5 protein-coding genes are annotated in these 7832 nt (G+C 66.4%); 4 read left to right on the top strand and 1 reads right to left on the bottom strand.

From position 1 onward, the window contains the following. From ALI22I_RS00255 to ALI22I_RS00245, 3 genes are all read left to right on the top strand, one after another. Positions 1-312: integrase core domain-containing protein (locus ALI22I_RS00255; RefSeq protein WP_143531831.1), on the top strand; the 312-nt coding region annotated here is incomplete at its 5' end. A gap of 121 nt (positions 313-433) precedes the next feature. Next, positions 434-3403, top strand: coding sequence for an ATP-binding protein (locus ALI22I_RS00250; RefSeq protein ID WP_077003573.1), 2970 nt, complete (start codon positions 434-436; stop codon positions 3401-3403). Beyond that, on the top strand, positions 3396-4577 hold the full coding sequence (locus ALI22I_RS00245) for a response regulator (protein ID WP_077003572.1): 1182 nt from the start codon (positions 3396-3398) through the stop codon (positions 4575-4577). Before ALI22I_RS00250 ends, ALI22I_RS00245 begins: the two co-directional genes overlap by 8 nt. An 87-nt stretch (positions 4578-4664) precedes the next feature. Here the strand turns inward: ALI22I_RS00245 and ALI22I_RS54980 are convergent, their stop codons facing one another. Further along, positions 4665-5348, bottom strand: coding sequence for a hypothetical protein (locus ALI22I_RS54980; protein ID WP_338013447.1), 684 nt, complete (start codon positions 5346-5348; stop codon positions 4665-4667). Positions 5349-6924: 1576 nt separating this feature from the next. Between ALI22I_RS54980 and ALI22I_RS00235 the strand changes: the two genes are divergently transcribed. Continuing rightward, the coding region (locus tag ALI22I_RS00235; protein ID WP_179118017.1) for a beta-L-arabinofuranosidase domain-containing protein at positions 6925-7832 on the top strand (908 nt) is incomplete at its 3' end.

The following is a 7832-nucleotide window of genomic DNA, read 5'->3' as shown; positions in this document are numbered from 1 at the left end:
CAAGCCGACGACATGCGAGTGATCACGAGCGCACCGCGCACGCCCCGGATGAACGCCCATTGCGAACGGGTCGTCGGCAGCCTCCGACGCGAGGCCCTCGACCACGTCCTCATCATGGGAGAAGCCCACGCACGTCAGGTCCTCAAGACCTACAAGAGCCACTACAACCGGCACCGGCCCCACCAAGCCCGCGACCAGCTACCAGCCGAGGGGCGGCAGCACCCTGCCGCCGTACACGACCTCGACACCCGCAGACTGCTACGCACCCGGATCCTGGGCGGCCTCATCAACGAGTACAGACATGCCGCTTGACCAGCAGCGATGACTTTTCGAGCGGCACAGGTAGAAGGATGACGCTCCCCAGTAACATGCTCTACCGATCACGAGATGTATCGAGCAGACTCGACGTACTGTTCCCCTCTGGATCGGACGTATGACTCACCGCCTCCCCACCCTCGTCGACCTGCCGGTCGAGGTCCCTGAAACCGCAGTTTGGCCGGAGCTTTCCGCGAGGCTCGGTAGCGTCGGTCAGGGGATCGGTCCGCGTGAACGCCGCTGGCTCACGATCGCGACGCTGCACCGCTCCGCGCTGTATGAGGACGCCGAGTTGTCGGCGGTTGTATCTCGGGAGTGCCTGTCGCTGCTCGAAGGTGTTGGCAAATCCGTGCTCGAGCTCGAACTACGGATGGTCATCGGCCAACGAGACCTCTGGCTCGATGTGGCACAGCGCAACGTCGAGCAAGCACGGCTTATCGGCCCGGCACGCCTGGCCTTGGTCAAGCTGCTTGGCGTTGAGAACAACGCCCGCCTTGGGGTAGGTGAGTGGCAACAGTTGACGAGCGGGCATGCCACTCGCAGTATCGAGATAGTGATGCTCCAACTCCTTGGCTGGTGGTCTCTCATGTTGCCAGGAGGAGCGATCCGGAACTCAGTCCAGCTGGTTCACACTGATCTGGTGACTGATATGTCGGTCGGCTCGGACTGGCGGACGACCTTCGATCAGCACTTTGGCCGGTTATCGCCACAGTTCTCCTACGCGCGACAGGGCCCAGACCACGCAGCGGTGTTCCAAGCGACCGTTACGACACAAGACGGACGCTCCGGCACCGGTTCCGCAGCCCGCAAGAAGGACGCAGCCCAGCTCGCTTGCCGCGCTTACCTCACTGCGCACGCCCCGCGGCTGCCCTCACGGCAAGGAGCGGCAAACCCGGTGCCGCCGCTGACTGACATTCCCGTCCACATCGAGTATAAGCGGCTCGCAGCGCTCTTCGGTGCCGCAGACGCCAGGCTTTTCTCCAAAGCTCTCGTCCATAAATCTTGGGTATACGAGAACACGGTCCACAAGGACCGTCGGGCCTCGAACGAGGTGCTGGCGAACTTGGGAAGCGCAGTCCTCGGCGTCATCGCAGCCCGGACCAGGGCAGCCTACCTGCTGAGTAGGTCCACCAGGCCTGAGCCGGATCTCTCGACGGGACTGACAGTGCCTGACGCGGATCTGGTTCCGCTCGGGTATGCACTGGGTCTCCCAGCGGCCTGCAACCTCGGGGTTGGGCAAAAGCGGGTAGGCATGTCCGCAGAGATGCTGGCCAACTTCGTGCAGGCCGTTCTGGCGGCGGGATACGTGCAGGCACCTGATGTCGACGTATTCGAGAATCGGTTGCCAGCCGTCGTCGTCGACTTCCTTGTCGCGCACGGTGGCCGGTCGACACGAGATGCGGCGACCCGCTTGCAGGAGCTCGCGGTGGAACTCGACCTCGAGTGGCCGTGGACGGACCGGCGTACCGGGCCGGATCACGCGCGTACGTACCACAACACCATACGAATCAGCGATGGCTCCATGACCGTCGTTGTCGAGGGAGCTGGGGCGACCCGGACGGCCGCGAAGAAAGCTGCTGCCGCAGAAGCTATCGAGGGGGCCAACCTGCGCTTCACGACCACAGATGCCGTCAAACGGTCCGACCTTGCACGCTTCTTCATCGTGCGGCAACTGGAGATGCTCTCTGCAAAGCCAAACCGCTGGCCGCAATGGTGGCAACGCAACGTGCTGTGCGCCAACCACGTCGCGAATCGCGACTGGGCCGCCTTCGCCCGGTGGACCGATGCCGTGCATCGTACTGGCCTTCTCGACATCGCCATCCCTGTCGCGACCCAAGAGGCTCTCGCGGATTACTACCAGCAGGCGGCCCGATCGGCCGGGGCTCGACCACACTTCGCCGCCGGTCTTTCGCGGGTACTGCGTTGGATCGACAGTGCAATGGAGGATGATCGGGTTGTCCTCGAATCAGAGCCCTGGGAGGAACTGGTGGCCCTGACCGCTGCGCATGGCATCTGGTTGATCTCGGATGGCACGACGGACCTCGCGCATGTGCTTGAGCGCTGGGCTCGCCCCGAACGCAGACGAGCGGCAGTGGTGGTTAACGTCGAAGGCCCCGCTGAAACCGGAGCGCAGGCCGGTGCGGCGGTGCAGCGCATACTGCAGGAGTTACGACCGCTGGCCCCCGGCCCGGATTCGAATCTCCGAGCTGTCCTGGTGCCAGGCGGTCCGGCGCACGAGATCCGGCTCTCACCGCTTGGACGGTCGGTTGTGTCCGCACCCATTGTTACGCTGGTATGCGAGGCGGCACCTGAGGTTGTGGTGGAGCAGCACGATGGCGAGATCATTCTCCGGGTCGCCGGTCAGGGGCCTGCGGAGTCGAGTTGGCTATGGGATGCCGCGATCCGCAGTCGCGTCACTGACGAATATGACGTTGAGCTGGCTCGGCTCTTGCATGACCTGAAGAATCAGGTCACCGGGGCACGGCTCGCACTCAGCCGCCCCACCGCGACACGTACGGAACAACGCGAGGCGGACCTCGACGCGAGCCGGCACATCGACTCGGCCGCTGCGATCGCCGCCCAACTCGTCGATGCGGAATTGCTGTACAACGCCGCAGAGGCGGGGACGTGCGAACTCGGGTCATTTCTGCGAGGTTATAGCAGCGATCTGATCAACCGGCTGCCACCGGGCATCCGTGTGGTTCCGCCCGTCACGACGCTTGCGCCGGTTGCTGTCAGCGCCGAGGTTCTGCGGGGCGCGCTTGACAATCTCGTGAAGAATGCCGTCGAGGCGATGGGAGATGACGGGCAAATCGAGTTCGAATACACCCTCGTGGAAGGGGACGGCGTAGTGCTGCTGGAGGTGCGGGATACGGGGCCCGGACTGCCGGACGACGTGATCTCGGCGCTGCGGGCAGATGGCCCGGCGCCGAGCAGCAAGCGGCACGGCAGCGGCCTGGGCCTGCCGGGCGTGATGCGGATGATGCGTCGGGCGGGCAGTGACATGCACCCCCTGCGCACCGCGAGCGGCGGAGCCTGGCTGATCAGGCTCACGCTGGCCGAGGAGAACGGGGCGGTGGATGGCTGAGCCCGTGGGGGCCCGACGGCGGCCCCGGATCCTATTGGTAGACGACCAGCGCGACGTGGCCCGAACCTTGTCGAAGCTGCTGAGCACATTGAATGCCGAGTTCCGGTTCGCCGACGACGGGGAGACAGGTCTGGAGCGGCTACGGACCGAGTTCTTCGACCTCGCTCTGATCGACTTGTCCATGCCGCCGGACGGATCGGGCGGTTTGTGGCTCCTGCGCCAGCTCGCCGAGTACGGGATCGGGACCCCGACGGTCATCTTGTCCGGGCAGGAGGGACAGGACGAAACGATCGAGGCGCAGCGAATCGGTGCCAGGGACTACGTCGTTAAGCACAAAGCTGCAGGGGAACTACTCGACATCGTCACTGAGGTGCTGACCGAGGCCACCGAAGCGCACTGGCAGATCGCAACGACCCGGCTTCCAGCTCCGGTCGCCATCCCGCTCATCCAGTCGCGATTGCAGACCGATGACGTCCACCGTCTGCGCGACAGCATCCACTGCGTGGAGTCGATCTTCCGATTCACCGCTCTCGCAGCGGCGGCCACATGCCGCGACCTGCTGACCGATCACTTCAAACGGCCGCCGGCCATGGGGACGTGGCGGTCGCTGTGCCGGGCGCTGCAGGCCAGGATTGTGGCTCCTGCGTTGCACGACTGGCTTGGCACCGTCGCTGACCGGTCGGCGGACGATCTCGTCGCCGTGCGTAATGACGTTGCCCATGGGGGCGTGCCGACAGCGTCATGGGCGAAGGAGCGACAGCGCGATGTCGACGACTGGCTGGCGTTGTTCGTGACTATCGCCGCCACTCACCCAGCACCACGGGTAGTCGTGGCCGGTAAGCTTGAGCACACCGGCGACGGTTTCGTCGTCGACGTCGCGGATCTCGCCGGAAGCGCAACCGCAGTGCGCTGGGAGCAGCTCCACGTCGCCGATCCGCTCCGAAGAGGTCGGGCACACCTCGTCGTGGACGACGAACCGCCGATCGACCTCTGGCCACTGATCCTCAGCGATCCGACCGATCGCCCTGGACAGTGGAACGTCTCCGTATTGGACAGCGTCACGAGCAAGGGCCGGCTCCGTTACCTTGACCTTGCACGCGGTGAGCGGGTCGACTCGCAAACCACAGTCGCCGCCTTGAACCGCCCCGAATTCGGTGGAGACCCGATCAGTTGACTGCTCCAGCCGGGGTTGGCTGGTGTTGACGGTAGTAGACGGTCTCGGTTCGGTGGGTGCGAGGTGTCCGATCCGACCGTGCAGGCGTCAGTTGTGGTACCAGTCGATGTGTTCCAGGGTCGCATATTCGGGCTGGTCACGGGTGTGCCAGAGGCCTTGCCGGTTGATCAGTTCAATCTTGTAGAGCCCGATGGCGGACTCGACCAGGGCGTTGTCGCAGGCGAGGACGCCGATGGACGGCCAACTCGGTCTCCAATTCGGCGATCCGCCGCCTAGTGCCGCGCTCCGCGGGAGTGCGCATGTTCCGTCAACAGTGCGGCCAACGTCGGACTGATCGGCTGCCACCGCTCGGTACCGAACTTCTCCCGCAGCCGTACCGCACAGGACGCGGTGTCCAGGTCGGCCAAGCGGAGACCAAGCGCCCCGGCCTTGCGGCACGCCGTCTCGGTGTGCAACCGCAGCAGCAGCGAATCCAACCCCGCATCCCTGCCGCTGGTGGCGACAACGTGATTGATCTCCGCCATCTCCCGATGTGTCAACGCGCGACGCACATTTGGGCAGCCGACGTGGAAGCTCGACCTCCATCGCCGCGAGGAACGCCCGGTCGCCGGGAGAGAACCGCGGACGTTCCTTGCCCAGTTGGCGTTCCAGGATCGTGATTTGGTGCCGCAGCGCCAGGATCTCCACGTCCTTGTCCCGATCGCTCATGGGCAGCAGACGCAGCAAGGCGAACGCGTCGGTCACACTCAGGTAGGCCAGTCGGAGCAGCACAGCCGGTCATCATGCCGTGCTGGACGACATCACGCGGATGACAACCGTGGCCCGTGAACGCTTCGGGCTATTGGTTCTACCTGCGTGGATGAGGTTATCGGCATGCACAGTGTTGCCGCAGCTGAAACGCGGTGAGCTCAAGCCCTCGGGCCTGTCCCCGAACTCCCTCGGCCGACTGGACGCGTGCCGCCTGCTTGACCACCGGGAGACGGAACGGGTGCCCGGCATCGACCGGAGCCGCCTCCACCCCGGTTTCAACGGTCAGCACTGCACGTGGGGCGACCCGGAGGTCTCCGCCCCGAACGTGCTGGTGAGCTTCAACAGAACCGCCGAGCCACGGGCCGACTCGCCCCGAGACCGGAGGGCCACGACCAACGGCCGTGCCGCGGTGGTCCACCCCATGGTGGGCGGCAGCAACCCCGACTACCGCACCCTGCCCGGCTGCCAGGTCCGGATCGTGCACCGCCCGCTGGACCACCCCGGCGGCGTGCAGACGATCGAGGAAGTATCGGTGCAGGTCACCGCCGACGCCCGGACGAGTCGAGCTGCCCCCTCGCCGTCGAACTCGCCACCGCCGCCGTCAACCGACTCCCCCAGGGCTGATCAGCCGTTCCGGCGGCGGGCGCCCGTGACGGGCCAAGGGCGTACCTCCGTCAAGGTCGAACTCGACGTCCGCCCCTCCCCACCCGGTCGACGTCGCCCCGTCCCGGCACCTCGCGCGGCGGGCCAGTGGACGACCGACTGCAACACGGTCAACAACGCTGGAGACCCCCTGCGGGGTGCCGAAAGCCGGCCACAACGAACCGCGCGGGCATCCGGCACTGGTTCATCCCCACGCCGATCGCCTCGACGACACCCTGGCACCGCGCGGTTCGACGGCGAGCCCGCACTCCCGCTGGACGACCGGGCCGCGTGGCGGAGTTGGGTGGCGTGCGAACGTCATCAGGCTGCCCAACGGCTACGAGGAGCAGCTGCCCGCTCAACTGGTGACAGCGGCCAACGTGGACGACGCCGCGCTGTGGGGGAACGACAAGCAGCAGGGGTGTGGCTTAAGGTTCGACGGCTGGTCGCCGAGCGCTGTTAGCGCTAACAGAATTGACACGTTTCAGTGGGCGCGACCGGACCGGGCTAACTGTTGACAACGCGCCGATACGGCTGTTACTTATACGCCACACCGAGGTTGGGCAGTGACTCGTCTCACAGGCCGGATTGTTAGCGATAACATCTGTCCAGCCGGTGTTCGGACTACGTGCGACCCCAACGGAGAGGTTGTCGATGATGCGATACCCCGACCGCGCCGTGCACCGGACCCCTCGCCGGGCCACCGCCCTGGTGAGAGCAGGGGCGGTCGCCAGCTCACTGCTGGTGTCCGCAGGGGTAGCGCCCGCGTCCGTCGTGTAGACCGGTCCGACGCCGGCCGACACGGCGCCCGCGTACTGAAAGCGCGGGGACCGGGCGCCGGTCTGCCTCACCGATCGACACGGGGCGTCCGTCGTTGATCAGTTCATGTTGACGAGCACAAAGGGTGTGCCTGCGGCTGTTCACGGCAGCGGCGGCAGCCGATCCAGGGAGCATCATGTCATCCTCAGCCCTGAACCGTCGCAGGCTGCTCCAGGCCGCCGGGGTCGCTGCCCTCGCGACCGCCGCGCCCGCCCTGGTCCCCTCGGTGGCGCCGGTCGCCGGGGCCGCGGTGGTGCCGCCGGTCCGTGACGACATCGGCGCCTCGGCGTTCCCGTTCGAGCTCGATCAGGTTCGGCTGACGGCGAGCCGGTGGATGGACAACCAGAACCGGACGTTGACCTACCTGCGGTTCATCGACGTCGACCGGTTGCTCCACAACTTCCGCGCCAACCACCGGCTGTCGACCAACGGCGCGACGGCGCTGGGCGGGTGGGAGGCCCCGAACTTCGCGTTCCGCACCCACAGCCAGGGGCACTTCCTCAGCGCGTGGGCCAACGCCTGGGCGGTGCTCGGTGACACCACGTGCCGGGACAAGGCCAACTACATGGTGGCCGAGCTGGCCAAGTGCCAGGACAACAACGCCGCCGCGGGCTTCAACACCGGCTACCTGTCCGGGCTCCCGGAGTCGGACTTCGACTTGTTGGAGGCGGGCACGCCCAGGGGTGTGCCCTACTACACCCTGCACAAGACCCTGGCCGGGTTGCTGGACGTGTGGCGCTACATCGGCAACACCCAGGCGCGGGACGTGCTGCTGCGGTTCGCGGGCTGGGTGGACTGGCGCACGGCCCGGTTGAGCACCACCCAGATGCAGGCCACGCTCCGGACGGAGTTCGGCGGGATGAACGCCGTGCTGACCGACCTGTACCTGCAGACGGGCGACTCCCGGTGGTTGGCGGCGGCGCAGCGGTTCGACCACGCCGCCGTGTTCGACCCGCTGGCCGCGGGCCAGGACCGGCTCAACGGGTTGCACGCCAACACCCAGGTGCCGAAGTGGATCGGGGCGGCCCGGGAGTACAAGGCCAC

The organism is Saccharothrix sp. ALI-22-I (assembly GCF_001984175.1).
In the GTDB taxonomy this organism is placed as follows: domain Bacteria; phylum Actinomycetota; class Actinomycetes; order Mycobacteriales; family Pseudonocardiaceae; genus Actinosynnema.
Note: the sequence above shows the minus strand (reverse complement) of the source record. Positions and strands in the feature narration are given on the sequence as shown.

Excerpts from the sequence above, each read along its gene's own strand:
- ALI22I_RS00245 (WP_077003572.1), top strand. The coding sequence starts at position 3,396 with ATGGCTGAGCCCGTGGGGGCCCGACGGCGGCCCCGGATCCTATTGGTA.
- ALI22I_RS00250 (WP_077003573.1), top strand. The coding sequence starts at position 434 with ATGACTCACCGCCTCCCCACCCTCGTCGACCTGCCGGTCGAGGTCCCT.